Source organism: Lacrimispora indolis DSM 755, from assembly GCF_000526995.1.
GTDB lineage: Bacteria > Bacillota > Clostridia > Lachnospirales > Lachnospiraceae > Lacrimispora > Lacrimispora indolis.
The window spans coordinates 5,750,625-5,771,149 of the sequence record NZ_AZUI01000001.1 but is presented as its reverse complement, the minus strand read 5'-3'; the positions used below and the strand labels follow the sequence as shown (position 1 = coordinate 5,771,149).

Annotated in this window: 16 protein-coding genes and 2 tRNA genes; 9 read left to right on the top strand and 9 right to left on the bottom strand. The window is 45.5% G+C overall.

Features of this window, described 5'->3' with window-relative positions; translation table 11 throughout:
- Positions 1–218: 218 nt before the first annotated feature.
- A complete protein-coding gene (locus K401_RS33340; protein ID WP_166435301.1) occupies positions 219–362 on the top strand; it encodes a hypothetical protein in 144 nt (47 codons plus the stop codon).
- Between the two features lie 128 nt (positions 363–490).
- Here the strand turns inward: K401_RS33340 and K401_RS0128010 are convergent, their stop codons facing one another.
- Positions 491–2,170, bottom strand: a complete 1,680-nt coding sequence (locus K401_RS0128010) for a S8 family peptidase (RefSeq protein ID WP_024296048.1) — start codon at positions 2,168–2,170, stop codon at positions 491–493.
- Positions 2,171–2,309: 139 nt separating this feature from the next.
- On the opposite strand from K401_RS0128010, the gene K401_RS0128005 reads away from it, so the two are divergent.
- Positions 2,310–3,716, top strand: coding sequence for a PQQ-dependent sugar dehydrogenase (locus K401_RS0128005; protein ID WP_242837923.1), 1,407 nt, complete (start codon positions 2,310–2,312; stop codon positions 3,714–3,716).
- 550 nt (positions 3,717–4,266) lie between these two features.
- Here K401_RS0128005 and K401_RS33895 read toward each other — a convergent pair.
- The 8 genes from K401_RS33895 to K401_RS0127955 form a co-directional block, all read right to left on the bottom strand.
- Positions 4,267–6,345 (bottom strand): collagen-like protein, encoded by a 2,079-nt coding sequence (locus K401_RS33895; protein WP_024296046.1) that lies wholly within the window; start codon positions 6,343–6,345, stop codon positions 4,267–4,269.
- A gap of 620 nt (positions 6,346–6,965) precedes the next feature.
- A complete protein-coding gene (locus K401_RS0127985) occupies positions 6,966–7,166 on the bottom strand; it encodes a cold-shock protein (protein ID WP_024296045.1) in 201 nt (66 codons plus the stop codon).
- A 392-nt stretch (positions 7,167–7,558) separates the two neighbouring features.
- Positions 7,559–7,632: transfer RNA gene (locus K401_RS0127980), tRNA-Val, on the bottom strand.
- Positions 7,633–7,638: 6 nt separating this feature from the next.
- Positions 7,639–7,711: transfer RNA gene (locus K401_RS0127975), tRNA-Ala, on the bottom strand.
- Between the two features lie 91 nt (positions 7,712–7,802).
- A complete protein-coding gene (locus K401_RS0127970; RefSeq protein ID WP_024296044.1) occupies positions 7,803–8,750 on the bottom strand; it encodes an NAD(P)-dependent oxidoreductase in 948 nt (315 codons plus the stop codon).
- 121 nt (positions 8,751–8,871) lie between these two features.
- Positions 8,872–9,963, bottom strand: coding sequence for an aldo/keto reductase (locus K401_RS0127965; protein WP_024296043.1), 1,092 nt, complete (start codon positions 9,961–9,963; stop codon positions 8,872–8,874).
- A gap of 39 nt (positions 9,964–10,002) precedes the next feature.
- Entirely contained in the window at positions 10,003–10,926 is a 924-nt protein-coding gene (locus K401_RS0127960; protein WP_024296042.1) for an NAD-dependent epimerase/dehydratase family protein, read from the bottom strand.
- A 14-nt stretch (positions 10,927–10,940) separates the two neighbouring features.
- Positions 10,941–11,756, bottom strand: a complete 816-nt coding sequence (locus K401_RS0127955; protein WP_024296041.1) for a helix-turn-helix transcriptional regulator — start codon at positions 11,754–11,756, stop codon at positions 10,941–10,943.
- A 274-nt stretch (positions 11,757–12,030) separates the two neighbouring features.
- Between K401_RS0127955 and K401_RS0127950 the strand changes: the two genes are divergently transcribed.
- The 7 genes from K401_RS0127950 to K401_RS0127925 all read left to right on the top strand — a co-directional run bounded on the left by K401_RS0127950 (position 12,031) and on the right by K401_RS0127925 (position 20,449).
- A complete protein-coding gene (locus K401_RS0127950) occupies positions 12,031–13,164 on the top strand; it encodes a Gfo/Idh/MocA family protein (protein WP_029701035.1) in 1,134 nt (377 codons plus the stop codon).
- Positions 13,164–15,116 carry an alpha-glucuronidase gene (locus tag K401_RS0127945; RefSeq protein ID WP_024296039.1) on the top strand — a complete coding sequence of 651 codons (1,953 nt, stop codon included), beginning with the start codon at positions 13,164–13,166 and terminating at the stop codon, positions 15,114–15,116. The genes K401_RS0127950 and K401_RS0127945 overlap by 1 nt, the downstream gene beginning before the upstream one ends.
- A 112-nt stretch (positions 15,117–15,228) precedes the next feature.
- Positions 15,229–16,614, top strand: coding sequence for an ABC transporter substrate-binding protein (locus tag K401_RS0127940; RefSeq protein WP_024296038.1), 1,386 nt, complete (start codon positions 15,229–15,231; stop codon positions 16,612–16,614).
- A gap of 258 nt (positions 16,615–16,872) precedes the next feature.
- Complete coding sequence (locus tag K401_RS0127935; RefSeq protein ID WP_334291481.1) at positions 16,873–17,694, top strand: carbohydrate ABC transporter permease; 822 nt, start codon at positions 16,873–16,875, stop codon at positions 17,692–17,694.
- Between the two features lies 1 nt (position 17,695).
- The gene (locus K401_RS34005) at positions 17,696–17,983 is read left to right on the top strand and encodes a hypothetical protein (RefSeq protein WP_330363213.1); all 288 of its coding nucleotides are present in this window, start codon (positions 17,696–17,698) and stop codon (positions 17,981–17,983) included.
- A complete protein-coding gene (locus K401_RS31595; protein ID WP_330363212.1) occupies positions 17,877–18,581 on the top strand; it encodes a carbohydrate ABC transporter permease in 705 nt (234 codons plus the stop codon). The genes K401_RS34005 and K401_RS31595 overlap by 107 nt, the downstream gene beginning before the upstream one ends.
- On the top strand, positions 18,578–20,449 hold the full coding sequence (locus tag K401_RS0127925; protein ID WP_024296036.1) for a sialate O-acetylesterase: 1,872 nt from the start codon (positions 18,578–18,580) through the stop codon (positions 20,447–20,449). Before K401_RS31595 ends, K401_RS0127925 begins: the two co-directional genes overlap by 4 nt.
- The last annotated feature ends 76 nt before the right edge of the window (positions 20,450–20,525 follow it).

Here is a 20,525-nt window from a genome sequence, read left to right as displayed (position 1 = left end):
CAACGATTTGCTTTATATTGCAAATAAAGGCTGATTTTATTATAAAGGAGATCTGTATGGGTTGTCAACGGCAAACCAGACGGCTTTTATGGGGGCCATATTTACCGGCCTGTTAAGGTTCTGATGACGGGCATTAAAATACTGTTAAGATTTCCCTTTTCCTATTCCTTTTTTTAGTGAATTTCATTAAAATGACAATAGAAAAGGAGGAGTGATTTATGAATGCCGTTATTATTTTGTTGATTGCCGTTTATGCGGTCATAGGCGGGTTGTCCACCCTGTATCTGTTTTTAAGCATGCCTGCAGTTATTGTTTGGAAGATCTACCGGAAGTTTAAATATCACATATCCTTAATGAATTAAATAGTGCATAAAATCCAAATTTTATTAAAGGGTGTCCCTAATTATGATTTTTCATAATAGAAAGGGACACCCTTATGCGTTGGAAAATGTTTCGGCTCTTTACGAGAATGGAAGGACTGACCAGGTCATTAAATATTTGTAAGTCTTCGAAACAGATTATTTACATCAAGCTGGCCATAACCCCATACGTTATTTGGATAAACAGCGGGAACTTCACGCCGTGCACCTCTTATCAGGAGACGGTTAACATCGTATCCAGTCATGGAAGTGTAATTTCCTCTGGGAATGGCCCATTCCATGATCATGGCTATAGCTCCGGCTGTGTGGGCTGCCGCTGCCCCTGTTCCGGTAATGGTTCCATACTGATTCCCCGGGCCCGGGATAGCGCAGGGAAGCTGGTAGCCCGGAGCTGCGATATCTGGTTTGACCAGGCCGTTTCTCGTATAGCCTCTGCTTGATTCAATGAGTATGCTGTCATTAAACTGGTTATAGGCAGTAACCGTCAGCTGATGGAGCCCGTTGCCGGGAGAGGTTATGGTGGTATCAGGGTTTGGATTGAGGAAAAAAGTTTCATTTGAAATAATGTCTCCGGAGGGCAGCCAGGTATGGAAGGATATGGGTTCATTTTCAGTACTTTGAACCCGGATGTTCCAGACCCCTGGCAGGGGATCCCTGAAACGCAGCAATATCAGCTGGTCTCCGGTTTCCTCCTCGAATATAAAGTTATTGACCCAAATCACGCTTGGGGTGAAAATGAAGTTGAACATTCTGCAGGAACCGATGGTGGGATAGATCAGCTGTGTGGATTCCCTGTTTGGGGAAGATACGTCAACAGCCAGCCGTCCAAGAGCGTAAGGCCATATTTCCATGGAGAACAATCGGTCCTGTTCCCCCACTCTTAATTCAAAGTCATTGTAAAAGGGAGCCTGTGTAGTGTTGTTAAAGTAATGCCTCCGGTTGTTTCCTTCATTCCCGGCTGAAACGGAAAGACCGATTCCTGGAAGCCTTCCTAAATAGTTTAAATAATTGCTCAGGGCGCCGTTGCCGTCATGGCCTTCCTGGCTGCTTCCCAGGGCGATGCATATAACCACGGGACGGCTTACACTTTGCGCATAGGCATTTAAGTAGCGTATCCCAAGAATGATATCGGATTCCTGAAAGCACAGGATGTCGTCTGATACGAAAAAGGTTTCTTTAAGGTTTTGCTTTGCATCCTTTAATTTTACAACTAACAGTTCGGACTCCGGGACAATGCCGGAAAAAGTACCTTCTATATTTGGTTTACCGGCAATCACGCTTGCGATGGAGGTACCGTGGCCATTGGTGTCAACGGAAGGCACAATGGATAAGGGATTATCTGATCTCAAGGCAAGATTAATAAGCTCTCTTTTGTATTCGGTGCCAAATGTAAATCCTTCAGGAGGGGAAGTACCCTGTATGGACTGGTCCCAGATCGAGAGGATTCTGGTGGTGTTGTCATTATAAAGGAAGGCCTGGTGCCGGTAATCAATTCCTGTATCTATGACTCCAACGATGACCCCTCTTCCAAACAGGCCTAAAAAAGGATTTCGCTGTACGGTGCCGATTCCTGATTTTTCAATGCTCACAGTGGAAGTTGGTACATAGAGAGTCGGAAAGCTGTGATAAGGATAAATACCTAAGTTGCAGGGATCCGAGTTTGTCTTAGGGATGTGGAGAAGAGAGTGCCTGAAATTCAGCATTGTAATGTTGTCCCCGGAAGCATACATGGGAATTGAAACATTATTAATAATTAGGTCGTAGTAGTTATTGTCCAGAATTTTTTCCAAATTTCAGCCTCCAGGTCTGATTCGAAAGGAGTATTTGTTTTATATTATGCAGCAGGAGTGCTATTATGAGCAGCATAAAGGTTTGTTTTCTTTTGGATTTATGCCTGAGGCTGAGAATATCTGATACTGAGCGGTCACCATGTTAAAAAAATCACCATATATTATCAATAATATATATAAGCGGAGACCAAAGGTGAATTTCGCTGTAAATAAGTGTGCACAGAAGATATACCTTCAACAAGCTCCATTTAGACAGAGAGAACTTGATCCCAATAGAATAAGTGTGCCGGTAGGTTATCAAATAGAAGTCTTTGCTCAAGGATTAAACGCGCCAATCGGTATGGTTTTTACAGATGCCGGTGATATGCTGATTGGAGATGCCGGAATCGGTACATTGAATCCACGGGTTATGCGTATAAGCAATGGAAGAATAGAAGTTGTTGCTGATGGCTTTAATGTCCCGCTGACTGGAATAAACTATAGAAATGGACATATTTATGTATCCCATAAAGGAGTAGTAACTGTCATAAATCCCAATGGTGCAAGACAGGATATTATAAGCGGCCTGCCAAGCAATGGGGACTTCAGCAATAACCGGGTTGAGCTTGGCAATGATGGAAAAATCTATTTTGGACAGGGAACGGCAACAAATTCCGGCGTAGTAGGCCTGGATAACAGCTGGGTTCTTGAGCATCCTCATTTACATGATTATCCAGGTTCCTATATATTTCTTAACCAGATCAATTTTGAAACCAGAAATTTGCTGATACCTGCTATGGAATCAGCCGTTACCGGAGCCTTTTCCCCCTTTGGGGTTCCCACAATTCAACGATATCAGGTGAAAGAGGGGAGACTTTTAGCTTCTGGCAGCGTATTAAGAGCAAATCTGGATGGCTCTGATATTGAACAGGTCGCATGGGGGCTTCGCAATCCATTTTGTATGAAATTTGACAGCTTGAATCGGCTGATCATATCAAACCAGGGAATGGATACCAGAGGAAGCAGACCGATTGCCAATGCATTGGACGAATTACATTTATTTAATGTGGGGGCATGGTATGGCTGGCCGGATTACTCGGGGGGAGCTCCAGTTACAATGCCCAGGTTCACTCCGATCAGAGGCAGAAAGCCAGAATTATTACTTAACACCATTCCGGCGTTTCCGCCAACACCAATTGCAGTTTTTCCGTCTGGTTCCAATGTGATGGGATTCGATTTTAACGGGTCATCAGATTTTGGACTGATTGGAGATATTTACATTGCGTGTTTTGGAGGAGTCCAATACGAAGAATCAAGCGATTATATACGTTCAGGTGTAGGACATAGGGTATTGAGAGTTAATGTTGTTAATGGAGATATATTGACATTTGCTATCAATAAATCAGGGTTTCCGGAAGAAAGGGGGTTAAGCAGACCCACTGACGTTGCTTTTGGACCTGATAATGCGATGTATATATCAGATATGGGGATTGATGATTTGGAGATGCGAAATGTTTATTTACCAAATACAGGAGTAATATGGAGAATTACAAAAGTAATGATATGATATGCTGGGTTTGGCGGTAAGTGACGTTATGACAGCTAAATTTGAGGGTAGCTCATTTCAGCACCAGATCATTAAAATCATTCATGACAAAATTAAAACTGTTTTTATAGAGGAAAGAAAAATCATTCCATAAAACGATCATATCCGGGTATGGTGAGTTGAGTGTGCTAATTAAGAAATCGTTGAATGCAATTGGTATTTCAAATCTCTCCCAATCTGTCAGCACGAAAAAAGTGTAGGTTTTTAGACTAACCATAATCTAGAACCTACACTTTTTTTCTTTGGCTGATGCTTTTTGGAAAAATGGAAAAATCCATAAAGCAAATTTTGCTTTTAAAAATATCTATAAGGTAATTCAACAGAATGCTTCCTGGGAACCCAATTTATATTCATATCAGTATACGGTAACATTCACAGTTTCATTAGGGAATAACAAAGCGAAAAGGACATTAATAATCGCCTCAGAGCCCTAATATCACAATATACTTAATGATTTTACTTAGGTTTTGCTTCATTATCATTTAAAGCCATCTAATTTATCTAAAATCATCTAATTACTTAATTGAACAATCGTTAAAGAGCGATTCATATAACCTAAAACTGGAAAATCTGTAATAATACTTACGCCTACTTCATCTCCTGCTGATAAGGCGGCTTGAACCACAAATGTTGAACTACTTCTATTTGCTATCTTAAAGAAAGTAGTAGTATCGCCAAAAATCGGTACACCGTTGACAGTAATTATAGCATTCAGATATGGTTGATCTGGATCCGGATCAACGGTGGCTTCAGCGTTAATAGATATCGTTATTTGATAAATTCCGCTTTCTCCTACCACTAATTCGTTGCCCGATAGGCTAACTGTGATAGTATTCGATAAAGGTCCAACTATACTAAATGGTACAGGTGTAAATATTGCCCCAGGTGTCTCTACACTACCACCTCTTAAAGATCCGTAAGCCAAAACAACTTCTCCAGTTGGGCCGGTCGGTCCAGTAGGCCCGGCAGCACCGGTGGGTCCAGTAGGTCCGACAGAACCTTCAATCCCTTGTGGTCCCTGCGGCCCCTGAGGTCCGGTGGGCCCAACAGAACCTTCAATTCCTTGCGGCCCCTGAGGTCCCTGAGGTCCGGTGGGTCCAACAGAACCCTCAATTCCCTGCGGCCCCTGAGGTCCCTGAGGTCCGGTGGGTCCAACAGAACCTTCAATTCCCTGCGGCCCCTGAGGTCCCTGAGGTCCGGTGGGTCCAATAGGTCCCTGGGCACCAGTAGCACCGGCAGGTCCGGTGGGTCCGGTGGGTCCAACAGAACCTTCAATTCCCTGCGGTCCCTGAGGTCCCTGAGGCCCGGTAGGCCCAATAGGCCCCTGAGCACCAGTAGCACCGGCAGGCCCGGTGGGTCCGGTAGGTCCGACAGAACCTTCAATTCCTTGCGGTCCTTGAGGTCCCTGAGGTCCGGTAGGCCCAATAGGTCCCTGCGCACCAGTAGCACCGGCGGCACCGGTCGGTCCGGTAGGTCCGACAGAACCTTCAATTCCTTGCGGTCCCTGAGGTCCCTGAGGCCCGGTGGGCCCGGTAGGTCCTTGCGCACCAGTAGCACCGGCGGCACCGGTAGGTCCAGTGGGTCCAACAGGTCCTTCAATTCCTTGCGGTCCCTGAGGCCCGGTGGGGCCGGTAGGTCCTTGAGCGCCAGTAGCACCGGCGGCACCTGTAGGTCCGGTGGGTCCAATAGGTCCTTCAACTCCCTGCGGTCCGGTGGGCCCTGTAGGTCCCTGAGCACCAGCAGGCCCAGTGGGTCCTTGAGAACCGGTAGGTCCTGTAGGCCCTTGAGCACCAGTAGCACCAGCAGGCCCGGTAGGTCCGGTAGGTCCTTGGGCGCCGGTAGCACCAGCAGGCCCGGTAGGTCCTGTAGGCCCTTGAGCGCCGGTAGCGCCAGCAGGTCCGGTAGGTCCTGTAGGCCCTTGGGCGCCGGTCGCGCCAGCAGGTCCGGTAGGTCCGGTAGGCCCTTGGGCGCCGGTCGCGCCAGCAGGTCCGGTAGGTCCGGTAGGTCCTTGGGCTCCGGTAGCGCCAGCAGGTCCGGTAGGTCCTGTAGGCCCTGGGGCACCAGTAGCACCAGTAGGTCCTGTAGGTCCTTGGGCGCCGGTCGCGCCAGTAGCACCGGTAGGCCCGGTAGGTCCTTGGGCGCCGGTAGCGCCAGTAGCACCGGTAGGCCCGGTAGGTCCTTGGGCGCCGGTCGCGCCAGTAGCACCGGTAGGCCCGGTAGGTCCTTGGGCGCCGGTAGCGCCAGTAGCACCGGTAGGGCCAGTAGGTCCTTGGGCGCCGGTAGCGCCAGTAGCACCGGTAGGGCCAGTAGGTCCTTGGGCGCCGGTAGCGCCAGTAGCACCGGTAGGCCCGGTAGGTCCTTGGGCGCCAGTAGCGCCAGTAGCACCGGTAGGGCCAGTAGGTCCTTGAGCGCCGGTCGCGCCAGTAGGTCCAGTGGGTCCGGTAGGCCCTACACAACGACAGCAATTGCATTGGCAGGATTTACACGCTACATTTTGTTGACCGGAGCATTTATCACATGAACATTTATTTGCATTGGCGTAATAACCGCAATTGCATGCATTCATTTCGTCAAATTCTTCAGGATACATAATGCTTCCTCCTATACATTAATAAACAGCGTAATTAGACGCTTAATGTATTATATTCGAGAAATAGTTAGGTTGATATTGGAAGGAGCTTTTGACCCTGGACAGGAAACCGAATTTTTTTTGAAAAAGAAGACGAATTAAATAAAGGGGAACATAACAGATTTGTGAATCCTATATGGAGAGAGCCGTATGTGTTGTTGGTTGCCCAGTAGAAAAACTGCTGGCTGAAAACAAGAGATTAAAAATGAAGTGTTTTAAATGGTTGGTCCGATAACTTTAGAAGCGCGATAGCTAGGCAGATGAGGACTAAAAAGGGAAATACTTGAATTGGAAGGTTTGCAAAACTCCGGTAAACGTAAAGATTTTGCCAGCGATTCATTATTATAGGAAAGAAATCAGATTGTTTGAGTCTGGCTGATTTATATGATTTGTAAGTAAATTGAACTGATATTTTAGGTTGAGCCAGCAAGGAATACAGAATAAACCTTGCTGACTTAGCTGTAATGATTAAACATTGCTCTGACTTTTTAATATACAGATTGTTGGTACATATTCATTTTATCAATGTGGTGTTTTGAAGAAAATGGATAAGCTAGATGTGATATTAATACGGTTAAGGATTAAGCGACGGATACGTTTACTGCCTGTAAACCACGAGCACCGTTAGTTGTCTCAAAAACGACTGACTGGCCATCTTCTAAAGATTTGAAGCCATCCATAGCAAGACCGGAGAAATGAACGAATATATCGTTACCTTCCTCATCGCAGATAAAACCAAACCCCTTTTGTGCATTAAACCATTTTACTGTACCTTTTTTCATGAAAGATACCTCCTTAAAATTATATTGTATTTGTCTAAAATCAAAAATCGCATATATGTGTAAATCATCAATAGAATAATGACTTACAAATATATGCGAAATCAAAACTTTATCTAAAATACTGATTTAGTGTAGCACGGTATCTCTAAGAAGTCAACCCCCAAATCATCCATTATTTTTCGATACTAAAACGACACTTATCCACAATAATGTGGAAATAATTGTGGATTACTTGTTAATGTCTGAAAATACGACACAAAAATGCAAATAGTTACAAGCTTCGCAAAGGAATGAATTTGCAAAGTTCTTACAGCAGTACATTAGAAAAACAAAAACACCGGAAAACCTCGTGTTTACGAAGAACTCCGGTGTTTCTACCGTTTATGGGAAACTGGAAGTAATGGGGCTCGAACCCATGACCTTTCGCGTGTGAGGCGAACGCTCGTCCCAGCTGAGCTATACTTCCCTATCATGGAGATAGCGAGACTCGAACTCGTGACCTATGCGTTGCGAACGCATCGCTCTCCCAGCTGAGCTATATCCCCATGAATAAATTATAGCACGATGATTCTGAATTACAAGCATTATTTGTGCAAATAATACATGAAATTTTCCAATTTTCATTCTGATTTTGTTCTACAGAATGATGTTTGACTGGCAGCCTTCCATCCAGTTTGTGATGTTGTCAAATACAATTTTTGCCCGGGCCTCCATGGATTGCTCTGAAGCAAAGGCCACGTGAGGGGTAACGATCGTATTTTTGCTTCTAAGAAGTGGATGGGCCGGATCCAGGGGAGGTTCTGTTTCAAAGACATCAATACCTGCACCGGAAAGGTAACCGGTGTCTAAGGCTTCAGCCAAAGCATTGGAATCCACCACAGGACCTCTGGCGGCATTGATTAAATAAGCGCCTTTTTTCATTTTCCCAATGGTTTCCCTGTTTATTAAATGGCGGGAGTCGTCGTTTAATGGACAATGAAGGCTTACAATATCCGCGCGGGACAGGAGTTCCTCAAGGGATACGAATTCAATGAAGGAAGGTTCGTTTCCGGTCAGGCGCCGTTTGTATGCCAGAACCTTACATCCAAAAGCGGAACAAAGCTCCGCGGCCCTGATGCCGATGGCTCCGGCACCTATGATGCCCACAGTCTTTCCCATCAGCTCACATCCCACCAGGCCATCTTTTGTTTTTCCTTCTCTGCAGCGGGCTTCCACTTGGGGCACATTGCGAAGGAGGGAGAGGATCAGGCATATGGTAAGCTCTGCCACGGCTTCCGTGGAATATCCGGCCGCATTGCTGACCTTTATTCCCCTTGATCTGGCTGCTTCCAGGTCCACATGATCGACCCCTGTAAATGCAACATCTATAAACTTTAAATGTTCGCAGGCAGATATTACCTGTCCGGACAGAGGCATATTGGCTATCATGATAATATCTGCCTGTCCGGCCCGCTGGATCTGAACTTCGGGATCAGTATCCTTCTGATAGGCGGCAAAATGGTGACCGGCCTTGATCAGCGGTTTTGCGTATTCATTTAAAAGGCTGTCCGGAATGCCCAGGGATTCTAGTAGCACGATGTTCATAAGTATCACTCCAATCATTGTAAGAATTACAGGGCCGCAGTAAATGCGGCCCTGCAGATTCTATTATAGCACTGATGGAAGGATTAAAAAAGTAAAGATTAACAGTCTTAAATATTTGCATTTAACCTGCTATCTCAGCCAGTCTTTCTATGATGGGCAGATGCTGTGTGCAAAGCTTCTCGCATTTACCGCATTTGATGCAGGTTCCGGCGGAGTCTTTTGATATCTGCCAGTGACCTTTCAGCCGTTCAAACATATCATTTCCCAGCAGCTTCATGTTGTAGGCATCCATGAATTTGGGGATATCAATATCTTTGGGACAGTGCTTGCAGTATGCACAGCCTGTGCAGAGATCGTTGCTGATCATGCCTTTATTCTCATATTCCTCATAGATTTCAGCTGCGGGACGTTCTGATAAGTTTTCTACGGCTTTCACGGCATCATCTACATGAGCTTTCGTGGTGCAGCCCGCCAGGGTGATTGTGATCTCTTTGTGGGAGGCCACGAAATTTAAGGCAGCCTGTGCTACGGTTAGGTCTGTTCCTTCAGTCAGATAGCGGAATGTATTCGGGTTTCCAGGTATCAGGCCGCCTCCCAATGGGTTCATGACTACAACACCCATACCACTGTCATAGGCGGCTTTGATGCCTGTCTGGCGGAAGCGGTAGTTGAGGGCATTGTAACCAATGAGCATTCCTTTAAATAGATTGGAAGCGACTGCGTTCTCCAGCTCATTGCCCTGCATATGGGATGAAAATACGATATTGCGGATCAGTCCTTCTGATTTTGCTTTCTCAAAGAATGAGTAAAGAATATCCACCTGTTTGGAAAAGGAATCCAGATTTAATATGCACCACAGGTGATAAAAGTCCAGATAATCCACCTTCAGCCGGCTTAGTGTCGTTTCCAGCCTTCTGCGAAAGTCTGATTCTGTATAACTGCCGCCTACTGTGCCCAGATTGGTTTTTGAGGAAATATAGTAACTGTCTCTGGGAAGCTGGGAAAGGGCCATGCCTGTGATGATCTCGCTTTTATCATCGCAGTAATAAGGAGCAGTATCAAAATAGTTGATGCCTTTTTCATGGGCGTACAGCGCAACTTCAGCGCATTTTTCGAAATTGCCTGATTTTACATCGTCTGCGTCATATCTCATACAACCCATGCCGATGGCGGAGACCTTCATATCGGTGTTCCCATATTGTTTGTAATACATGTTATACCTCCAGGATTTATTTGTGGGTTTAAAACGTTTTTAAAGATACCCCAGTGATTTTAAGTGTATTTTTAACCCTGTTTCAAGGGGGGTATCCGGCAGGCGGACACCGGCCTCCATCAACGCAGACAGATCATAGATCCGGTGACATAAGTGGCCGCTGTACTCCGGGTGTTTTTCAAGGTAACCTGTCAGCGGAATCTCTTTTATGTTCACATCTCTGTCAAGCAGCTGCCCGATGATCTCATAGTATCTTCGGTTTTCCACCGCCTTCGGTCCTCCAATACAGAAAATGCGGTTATAAGCGCCTGGTTTGTCTGCGCAGTCCAGCATGGAATTTGCTAAATCGTCCACAAATACGGGCTGGGTGAGATAGATCCCGCCGCCTACAAGAGATATTGGCTCCCGGTCCAGGATGAGCTGGGGAAGTTCCTTCTGCCTGCTGTGCTCCGGGTAGCATCCCATAAGAAAACCGGGTCCGTAGATATGACCGGGGCGAAATAGTGTGATTGCCATGGAGGTGCTTTTGAAGTTGTTCATAAAGACATGTTCCATACGGCGTTTATTGCCTGCATAGGTGAGTGCTTCAGGCTCCCCTTCTTCCTCGACGAAATATCCGTCTTCTTTCTGCGGAGTGCCTTTCCTGCGGGGATCATATACAGAATCCGTGGAAATCACTACCAGGCGCTTGGTTACTCCGGGAAATACATTTAAATCCTGCATGGCATGTCTTTCATTCATACATATGCAGTCAAAAACAATGTCCCAGACCGTATCCGCATCTAAAATCGTTTTCCGGAAATTTTCAGCATCGTTTCTGTCGGCTTTCAGAAGATGGATCTTGTCACCTAAGGGGCGCTGCCCTCTGGTAACTGCCCAAACTTCATATTCTTCTTTTGCCAGGGCAGCCAGACGGCCGCTCAGTCCTCCGCTTCCTCCGATGATGAGCGCTTTCTTCTTCATATCGATCCTCCTCTTTATTTGAATGCCTCCACATTTTTCTTCCTCTCCGGCGGGAGCAGCTTTGAAGGGGGGATTCCTTTTTTTTCTTTAAATAATTTTGAAAAATAGTATATATCGGAGAATCCGCTTTGGAGAGCTGCATCTCCCACGTTGCCCTCGCCGCTCCTCAGCATATTTTCCGCATGATTCAGGCGCAGTGATATGAGATACTGTTTGAATGTCATGCCTATGGCCTTTTTAAACAGATTTCCATAGTATACCGGATGGATATGGAACAGATCAGCCATGGTATCAATGCTTACATCTTCTGCAAAATGAGTGCTCATGTAGCGGATGCTGTTGATGATACGGATATCTTTACTGCTGATCCGGTTCTCATTGAAAAGGAGATCCAGTATATGGTAGAGGATCAGGCACATACTGGCCCTCACCTTTAGTTTGTAACCGAACTCACGCTTCAGCCACTCTTCGTGGATCTCATGGAAGCATGAAATGAGCTGGGGAACGCTGCCAATATGGCTGATTAATTCAAGGGGCAGGGAGATATCATCGCCTTTCTGATCTCTGAGGAAAAGGTTTGTGGAGTAACATTCCATCAGATCCTCAGGGACGCTGACCGCCGCTCTGTGAGTGCCTCTGGGGATGCAGATTAAATCGCCTTTCCGGACGATATATTCTGTACCGTCTATAAAGTATCTGGCTTTTCCCGCAATGACATATGTGATGTCAATGAAAGGTATGTAATCCGGGTCTATCTTCCAACTGGCAGTACATTTTCTGTGGATGTAGTAGTGCAGTTCGGGAATCATGTTATCAAAATTTACTTCCATAAGCTGCGCCTCCCATTATTTTTTTGTCATTTTTTTAGAAAAATACGGTGACTGTCTCTGATATACGTTTTTTATTGTATATTTAGTATATCTTGTTCAGTAAAGTTGTGCAATAGAGAATGCAAAGTAAAAAATATATTTAAAAATTACAAATAGTATTTTAATAATACATTCACAATATTGGAGGATTTGGCTAAAATATAAAGCATAATAAACGTTTATTTAATCAAAATGCTGACACACCCAGGAGAACTGTTTAGAGAAAGGAAGTATTATGGTAGGTATCATCGGAACGGGCGTTATTGCAGAGGCACATCTTAGGGCATACCTTACACTTTCGGACAGATGCCGGGTAGTTGCGCTGTGTGATATCTTTCCCGAGAAAGCACAGCGGCTGAAAGAGAAGTATGGCCTGGAGGCAGCGGAAGTTTATGGGGATTATAACGAGATGCTTAAAAGACAGGATATTGATCTTGTAAGTGTGTGTACCCCGCCTTTCACCCATTTGCCTGCTTCCATAGCATGTATGAGGGCAGGAAAGCATGTGCTGGTGGAAAAACCCATGGCTTTATCTCTGGAGGAATGTGACGAAATGATAGCAGTCCAAAAGGAGACCGACACTTATTTAGGAGTCGTCTGCCAGAACCGTTTTACGAAAGAAAATCAGATTCTTAAGGCACTTATAGACAGCAAACCCGTTGGCAGAGTGCTCTTTGGCCAGGTGGAGTCATTCTGGTACCGGGGCCACAGCTATTATGATCTTTGGTGGAGAGGCACCTGGGAGAAGGAAGGCGGAGGCTGTACCATCAATCATGGTGTACACCAGATCGATCTGCTCAACTGGATTATGGGTCCCCCTGAGACTGTAACGGCTGTTCTGGCAAATATTGCACATGATAACGCCGAGACAGAAGATTTGTCAGCGGCAATACTTACCTATAAAAGCGGGGCAGTCGTGACCCTTGCGGTGAATCTGGTGACCCATGGCCAGTATCAAAGGCTTGCTTTCCAGTGTGAAAAGGCGGGCATCTCCTCTCCTTATGAGGTCAGGAGCAGCAGCTCTACAGATACAGGATTTCCGGTAGACGACCCGGATACTGTGGCAGAGATAGAGAAGGTGCGGGAATCGTTCCCGGAACCAACGAAAGAAAATCATGAGGCGCAGATTGAACGTGTGATCAGCTTTATTGAAAAGGGAGAAATACATCCGGAGGACAGTGCCGATGGCCGCCTGGCTCTTGAAGTTATTACGGCTATCTATCAATCCGGATTTACGAGATCAACAGTCCGCCTGCCTTTGGGAAAGGACAGCCTGTTGTATGATAAAGACGGTATAAATGAAAACGGAAAAAATTTCCATGGGGCGAATCAAAACGCCGTCAGAGGAAATCAGGAGGAACTTAAGTGATGTCAAAAACAAGGGATCTGTGCTGGCTGAAAAAGAGAGTACATCAGCCGGATATATCCAGTTATTATATTAAAAATAGAAGAGACAGTGTTGTAATGAAAACCATAGAGAGAGAGCTGTCCCTTCTGTTTGAAGACGCAGAGCCGTCGGATGATGCAAAATCCCCGTTGGTATTATCACTGACAGGTGACGGAACAGGCGACGGATATGAGATAGAAAAGACAGAGGCAGGCTATGCAGTAACAGCCTCATCTGAGAAAGGTCTTCTCTATGGAGTATTCGGTCTGCACCGTATTCTGATCACCAAAGGACGGCTCCCCTTTAAGAGCCAACCGGACCAGAGCATCCGCATGATAAACCATTGGGATAATTTCGACGGCTCCATTGAACGCGGTTACGCGGGAGAGTCGATCTACTATGATAGAAACCACTTTAGAGGAGATATGGAGATCGTCCGCTCCTATGCCAGACTGCTTGCGAGTACAGGTATCAATGCCGTATCGGTCAACAATGTAAATGTGCATAAAAAAGAGACGTTCTTTATAAAGAGTGAGAATTTAAAAGAAATCAGAAAGATAGCCGATGTATTCAGCGAATACGGAATCAGGACATATCTCTCTATCAACTTTGCCGCTCCCATAGTGGTAGGCGGGCTTGACACGGCGGATCCCCTTTTGCCGGAAGTGGCCGCATGGTGGGAGCAAGTGACTGCTGATATATACAAAGAGATCCCGCAGTTCGGCGGTTTCATCGTGAAAGCGGACTCCGAGGGAGAGCCGGGCCCGTTTACATATGACAGGACACATGAAGATGGTGCAAATATGCTGGCGCGGACGATCAAACCTTTTGGAGGCATCATTATCTGGAGATGCTTTGTATATAACTGCGGACAGGACTGGAGAGACAGATCTCTTGACCGTGCCAGGGCTGCTTATGATATATTTATGGCTCACGACGGCAAATTTGAAGGCAATGTCATCCTTCAGATCAAAAATGGTCCCATTGATTTTCAGATCAGAGAACCTAATTCTCCGCTTTTCGGGGCACTTAGAAAGACAAATCAGATACTGGAATTTCAGATTACCCAGGAGTATACAGGGCATCAGGTGGATATTTGCTATCTGGTTCCCATGTGGAAAGAGACTTTGGATTTTGATACCTGTTATGGAAAGGATGCTTTCATAAAGAATGAGATCAAAAAGAACTCACCGGATCCCAAACGATCAGGAATAGCGGCGGTGGGAAGTGTAGGCATGGACGCAAACTGGACAGGCAACAAACTGGCTCAGGCAAATCTATACGGATATGGCAGGCTTGTATGGGACAACTCCCTCAGTTCAGAGGAGATAGCCAGGGAATGGGTGAATCTGACCTTTGAACTTCCCGAAGACCAGGCGTCGAAAATTGTGGATATTCTTACTACTTCCAGAGGCGTTTATGAAGATTATACATGTCCCCTGGCAGTGGGATTTATGTGCAGGCCCAATGTTCACTACGGGGCAGACATAGACGGATACGAATACGACAGATGGGGCACCTATCATTATGCGGACCGCAACGGAGTAGGCAGAGAACGTTCGGTTGCAAGGGGCACCGGATATACGAGACAGTATTCAGATGCCAGATTCAGAGAATATGAAGACTTATCCACCTGTCCTGATGAGCTTTTGCTGTTTTTCCATCATGTACCCTATACCCACGTCCTGCGTTCAGGAAAGACTGTCATTCAGCATATATATGACACACATTTTGCAGGAGCGGAGAAGGTTGAGCAGTACGAGAGGACCTGGGAGAGCCTGGAGCCTTTCCTGGATGAAGAAAGCTACACCAATGTGAGGGACCGTATTAAGAAACAAAAAGAAAATGCAATCAATTGGCGGGATCAAATCAATACATACTTTTACCGCAAGTCGGGAATTTCCGATGCTCATGGCAGAAAGATCTATGATTAAAAAATGTCAGTTGTGAATGGCATAAATGACCGCACATAATAAAATCAGGCGGCACGGGGGGTCACAAACCCTGCAAATATAATAAGAAAAAGAAAAGGAAGGAAAAGGTATTATGAAAAAGTGGAAGAGAAGTTCAGCTGTACTTGCAGCAGTTTTAGCGGCAACAGTCAGTTTCACCGGCTGCGGAGGCAATGGAGGAGGTTCGGCACAGACGAATGCGGTAACGTCGGGGAATGCCGGTGAGGCAAAGACAGATGCCGCCGGCTCCGGTGAGCTTGCACAAATCAGTTTTTCCTGGTGGGGGAATGACGACCGCCATCAGGCGACACAGGAAGCTATTGACGCATTTAATGCGGCTCATGCGGGCGCCATCGAAGTGACAGGAGAGCCTTCCGGCTTCGGGAACCTGGAAGAGACCTTTGCCACTCGTTACGCAGGCGGTACGGAAGCAGATATCATGACTGTCAATTATCCGTGGCTCATCAAATACAGTCCGGATGGAACTGGCTTCTATGATTTGGATCAGTTATCCGATATCATTGACTTTTCACAGTATGATGGGGGATTTTTAGAGACAGGAAAGACGGGCGGTGTGATGCAGGCTATTCCTTACGGACAGAACACTCTGGGCGTTTATTTGAACAAATCCGCATTTGAGAGAGCGGGCATTAATGAAATCCCGTCTACATTTGAGGAGTATAAGGAAGCGGCCAAAGCTATTACAGCACAGAATCCAAATGCTTATTTAATCGTAAGCCCCACGTTCCGTTTTGCTGCCGTTTATTATCTGCAGCAGAAGACCGGTAAAGGCGAATTCGATGAAAACTTAAATATGAATTATACGGTAGAAGACTACAAGGAAGCTATGACCTGGTACAAGGAACTGGCAGATCTTCATGTGTTCTGTTCCAGACAGGATTACCTGGAAAATGTAGGAAATGACCCCGTATCCATCGCCCAGAATGCAAAATATATTGACGGCGGATATTTGGGAGTCCTTGAATGGACAGGCGGTATCGCTTCCAATGCACAGACACTTGCAGATAAAGGAGATGAGCTCATCGTAGCCCCCCTTCCGACCATAGACGGAGCAGTATTTAAAGGAACCATGGCAAAACCGTCCCTGACATTTGCCATTTCAAAAAATTCCAAGCACCCCAGAGAAGCAGCAGAATTTTTACAGTATATTTTAAATGATCCGGAAGGCACAAAGCTCATGGGCTCCAAAAGAGGTATGGTGGCATCAAAGTCTGCAAAAGCTGCTCTTGAAGCAGACGGGCAGATTACGGGAGCCGTAAAGCAGGCTTATGATTTCACGGATCAGGCAGAAGTTATCAACAACTCCCCTATCTTTGAGGATGCCGTATTTACAAGCTCTTTTGAGAGCAATTATGAGAAATACGAATTGGGAGCAAGTACCGCAGACGAAGCTGCACAGGCATTCTTTGACGAGGCAGCCGCTCAGGTTGCAAAGCTGAAAGCTGAATATGGAAAATAAACAGAAATAATAACTGCCGGTTGGGAAATCAGTCCCTGTCTCATTGGTCATTGCGGGTCTGCCTGTGCAGCCCGCAATGACAAACCGGAAAGTTATAAGGTGCTTTATCTGATGTAAGAAGAACTATTTCTTCTGTTATCTGATTTGGAAACTTATTAACCATATAGCTCTTAGAGGCTATATCATTCTTAACTAGGAGGAATTTCTTTGAAAAACAGCAAGATCGGGCTTTTGTATATTCTCCCCTGGATAATCGGAATGGTTTTTCTTACATTGTATCCGTTTATTAACGCGCTTTTTATCAGCTTTACGGATTACAACCTGGTCAGGGAACCAAATTTCATAGGATTTGCCAACTATGCGAAGCTATTGAAAGATAAAGACTTTTTAGGCACATTGAGACAGACGCTTAAATATACGGTAATCACAGTGCCTTTGCAGCTTGCATTTGCACTTTTTATTGCATTTATCCTGAATTTTAAACTAAAGGCTATCAATTTCTACCGGACGGCATATTATGTACCTTCCCTTTTGGGAGGAAATGTGGCGGTTGCCGTATTATGGCGTTTTTTATTCCAGCAGGATGGGTTTATTAACCATTTTCTCGGCATATTCGGCGTGGGACCTGTAAAATGGCTATCTTCCGGACCTGGAGCCATGGCTGTTATCGTGCTTTTAAAAGTATGGCAGTTCGGTTCTGCCATGCTGATATTCCTGGCAGCCCTTAAGGACGTGCCTCAGGATCTTTATGAAGCTGCAAGCGTGGACGGAGCGACGAAGCCTTATTCGTTTTTCAAGATCACGATCCCTTTGATCACACCGACGATTTTCTTCAATTTGGTCATGCAGCTGGTCAATGCTTTCCAGGAATTCAACGGACCTTACCTGATCACAAAGAAAGGCCCTTTAAATTCCACTTACCTTACCTCTATGTTCATTTATGACAATGCCTTCCAGCTTTTTAATATGGGTTATGCAAGCGCCGCAAGCTGGGTACTGTTTCTCATTATTGTATCTGTTACGGTAGTATTATTTGCTACCCAGGACCGCTGGGTATTTTATTCGGATAAGGGGGAATAACATGGCACGGACAATGTTGATCAGCCAAGTGGAAAGACGCAGAAGAAGAAAATTCATTATAAATGCTGTTTTCAGATATACCATACTTACGGTAGTTGCTCTGGTTATGATTTACCCCATTATCTGGCTTGTGGGAGCTACTTTTAAGACGAACAATGAGATTATTTACATCAATAAATTTCATGCCCAGCAGAATCGATTTTACGCCGTATATCAATGGCTGGAAAACCAGAACGAAATTTACCTTTACCACGTTTTTTTTAAACACATTCAGTTTCGTTATACCTAAGATCCTGTTTTGTCTGATAACCAGCACACTGGTGGCCTATGGATTTGCCAGATTCAATTTTCCGCTCAAAAAGGTATTTTTCTCCATACTTATGGCGACTATGTTTTTACCGTCGGTAGTAACAAGGATACCTCTGTACATTTTATGGAAAAATCTGGGACTTTTAAATACTTATGTACCTTTGGTGGCTCCAACCTTATTTGCAAACGAGCCATTTTTCGTATTTATGCTGATCCAGTTTATGCGTTCCATACCCACATATTTAGATGAGGCGGCGACCATAGACGGCTGTAATTCGTTTGGAATTTTAACAATGATCCTGCTCCCTGCATTAAAACCGGCACTGATCAGCTGCACGATCTTTCAGTTCGTGTGGAGTTTTAATGATTTTTTAGGCCCTTTGATCTACGTGACCAGCCTTGGGAAATATCCTGTGTCACTGGCTCTTAAAATGTCCATCGACCAAAGCAGCGGTATTGTGGAATGGAATCAGATCTTGGCCATGTCATTCTTAGCTCTGCTCCCTGCCCTGATCCTGTTTTTCTGCTGCCAGAGGTATTTTGTAGAGGGAGTGACCAGTTCGGGAGTAAAGGGATGAGCGGTTTTTGTGTCACACCGTATATATCAGATCATGCAGTTCTTCAGAGAAATGAATTCATACCCATAAGAGGTACGGCTGGTGCAGGAGAGCGGGTAGAGGCCATACTTTTTAAAGAAGATGGGGGAGTGGAATTCAGAGAGGAGACCTTGACAGAAGAAGACGGAAAATGGAAACTTGTGTTTATGCCCATGGAGGCAGGGGGTCCCTATTCCATTTCCATTACATGGACAGGCGGGAGAAAAGTATTTTCCGATATTTATATAGGAGATGTCTGGCTCATGTCCGGTCAGTCCAATATGCAGCTGCCCATGCACAGGGTAAGATATCGTTTTCCTGAGGAGTATGGTAAAGTCGGGGATCCCCTGATCCGCCAGTTTACCGTGCCGGCCAAGTGGGATTTTAAGGCACCTGCAGACGAATTGCCGGACGGAAAATGGGAAAGTTATTCTTTGGAGTGCGCTGCTTACTTTTCCGCTGCAGGATATTTCTTTGGGGTGAAATTGCGGGAACGATATCATATACCCATAGGCCTCATACTCACTGCAGTGGGGGGAACGCCGATCGAGGCATGGATGAGCAGAAAAGCGCTTACGGTTTTTTCAGGAAAAACAAAGGCAGACGACCAGTGCAAATCAGATGACTATGTCAGGCATATACAAAAGGAAGACGAAGAGAGGGTTTTGTCGTGGTATAAGAACCTGGATGAGTCGGATCAGGGGATTCAGAAGGATTGGCTGAATACCGGTATACAGAATACATGGAATACAGTCAATCTTACCGATGATTTTAATGAAAATGAAGATTTTATAAAGCCAGGTTCTGTCTGGTTTAAAAAGACTGTGACCATCCCGCTTAAGCTTTCGGGCAAGCCGCTTCGTCTCTCACTGGGGACCATTAAAGATGCGGATTACACTTACGTAGACGGGCGGTGCATCGGAAATACCACTTATAAATATCCGCCCAGGGAATATCACTTAGATGGCCTGTCTCCAGGGGATCATGAGATCACCATACGGGTGATATCTGTATCCGGGCAGCTCAGCTTTACCAGGGGGAAATCTCATCAAATGATTTTTGGAACAGGAGAGGTGCTCCCTGTCTCGGAAGGCTGGAAGTATAAAAGAGGGGCATCTATGGAAGCTCTTATTCCTCCGGTCTTTTTTGAGAGAAAACCCATGGGTATGTACCAGTCTATGATAGCGCCTCTTCATGATTTTCCTATCTGTGGTATGTGCTGGTATCAGGGAGAGAGCAACGCAGACGATGATCTTTCCTATCCTCAGTATTTCAAGCGTATGATAGAGGATTACAGACGAAAATGGCATATGGGGAAGTTTCCTGTTATTTACGTCCAGTTGCCTAATTATGATCTGGAAGATGGGGGAAACTGGATTCAATTCCGAAATATGCAGCAAAGCCTTGCAAAGCTGCCAAACTGTGCCATGGTGGTCACTATAGACTGCGGCGAATACAATGACTTACATCCAACGGATAAAAAGACGGTAGGAGAGAGAATGGCCATGGCGGCCTATGAGATTGCATATCATGAGCCGGGGGAGTGGCTGTCCCCAATATTCTCCTGTGCTGAAAGGAAAGATGATGAGATAATACTTCACTTTGATCATGGGGATAGTGGATTTACTGTATCAGGCGGCCCGCCTGGCGGCTTTGAGGTCTGCATATCTGGAAAATGGACCTCAGATTGCATAGATGTCCGGACCCAAGGCGGTACGGTGATTTTGCATGTCCAAAAAGGAGAGGCAATTACCGGAATACGTTATGCCTGGTCAAACAATCCTGTGAATGGAAATCTGCGCGGGGGATCGGGGCTGCCGGTATCCCCATTTGAGACAGTGATTGTATGAATGATGGGAAAAGAAGGATAATGGCATAAAATATACAGGACCGCAGTGGACGCGGCCCTGTATATTTTATTTGTAA